This is a genomic window from Streptomyces capoamus (assembly GCF_014654935.1).
GTDB lineage: Bacteria > Actinomycetota > Actinomycetes > Streptomycetales > Streptomycetaceae > Streptomyces > Streptomyces capoamus.
In genome coordinates this window covers 1,078-2,348 of the sequence record NZ_BNBF01000020.1, presented here as the reverse complement: position 1 = coordinate 2,348, position 1,271 = coordinate 1,078, and the positions used below count along the sequence as shown (strand labels likewise).

Here is a 1,271-nt window from a genome sequence, read left to right as displayed (position 1 = left end):
CTGCGGGGCTTCCTGGCCTGAACCGCGCTCTGCAAAGGTATGCGTGAACACCTTTGCCAGGGAGGCAGCATGACGCCACGGCCGCTGATCGGTGTGAGCACGTATCTGGAGTCCGGCGCGCGCTGGGGGGTGTGGGAGCTGGAGGCGGTGCTGCTGCCGGCCGGCTACCCGCGGCTGGTGCAGCGGGCGGGCGGGCTGGCGGCGCTGCTGCCGCCGGACGCGCCGGAGCACGCCGAGGCCGCGGTGGCCCGGCTCGACGGGCTGGTCGTCGCCGGCGGTCCCGACGTCGACCCGGCCCGGTACGGCGCCGAGCGGGCACCGCGCACGGGGCCGCCCGCGCCCGAGCGGGACGCCTGGGAGCTGGCCCTGATCCGGGCGGCGCTGGCCGCGGGCCTGCCCCTGCTCGGCATCTGCCGGGGCATGCAGCTGCTGAACGTCGCCCTCGGCGGCACCCTCGTCCAGCACCTGGACGGGCACGCCGAGCTGGTCGGCGCCTTCGGCGAGCACCCGGTCAAGCCGGTGCCGGGCACGCTGTACGCCGGCATCGTCCCGGAGGAGCAGGCGGTGCCGACGTACCACCACCAGGCGGTGGAGCGGCTCGGCGAGGGGCTCGTCCCGTCGGCCTACGCGGCGGACGGCACCGTGGAGGCCGTCGAACTGCCGGCGGACCGGGGCTGGGTGCTGGGCGTGCAGTGGCATCCGGAGATGGGCGAGGACCGGCGGGTGATGCGGGCCCTGGTCACAGCCGCCGCCGCAGCCAGGCCAGGGCGGCCTCGCCCTGCGCGCGCTGGAAGGGACGCAGGGTCGGCAGGCCCGGCGGCGCCGGGAGCAGCGAGCCGCGCAGGAAGTAGCCGGTGAGGGCGGCCAGCGCCGCGGTGACGGCGTCCGGGTCCGCCGCCCGGCCGAGGGGGTGCGCGGTGAACACCTCCTGCGGGTCCGGGCCGCCCTGCGCCCGCACGCACGGCAGCAGGACCAGCAGATCGAACCAGGGCGCCGCGCGCAGGGCGTGCGGCCAGTCCACGAAGACGACGCCGTCGGCCGTGAGCAGCACGTTGTCCGCGCGCAGGTCGCCGTGGGCCAGGGTGTCCCCGGACGCGCCGGCGGCCCAGCCGGCCTCCAGCGCGGCGAGTTCGGCCAGGTGACCGGCGGCCCAGTCGCCGAGCCGGTCCCGTACGTCGCCGGCCTCCCCCGCGCACAGCGCGCGCCAGCCCGCGAAGTCGCCGGCCAGTTCCCCGGCGACGGGCGGGGCGTCGACCGGGGACGGTGTGCCG

2 protein-coding genes are annotated in these 1,271 nt (G+C 77.9%); one reads left to right on the top strand and one right to left on the bottom strand.

Annotated elements, in window-relative coordinates; all coding sequences use genetic code 11:
• Positions 1 to 69 precede the first annotated feature (69 nt).
• Positions 70 to 858, top strand: a complete 789-nt coding sequence (locus tag IE312_RS27310) for a gamma-glutamyl-gamma-aminobutyrate hydrolase family protein (protein ID WP_229900499.1) — start codon at positions 70 to 72, stop codon at positions 856 to 858.
• Here the strand turns inward: IE312_RS27310 and IE312_RS42050 are convergent.
• Positions 740 to 1,271: phosphotransferase family protein (locus tag IE312_RS42050; RefSeq protein ID WP_229900498.1), on the bottom strand; the 532-nt coding region annotated here is incomplete at its 5' end. The two genes, IE312_RS27310 and IE312_RS42050, sit on opposite strands and share 119 nt — an antisense overlap.

Bases quoted from the DNA above. Each gene is read 5' to 3' on its own strand.
- IE312_RS27310 (WP_229900499.1), top strand. From the start codon at position 70: ATGACGCCACGGCCGCTGATCGGTGTGAGCACGTATCTGGAGTCCGGC.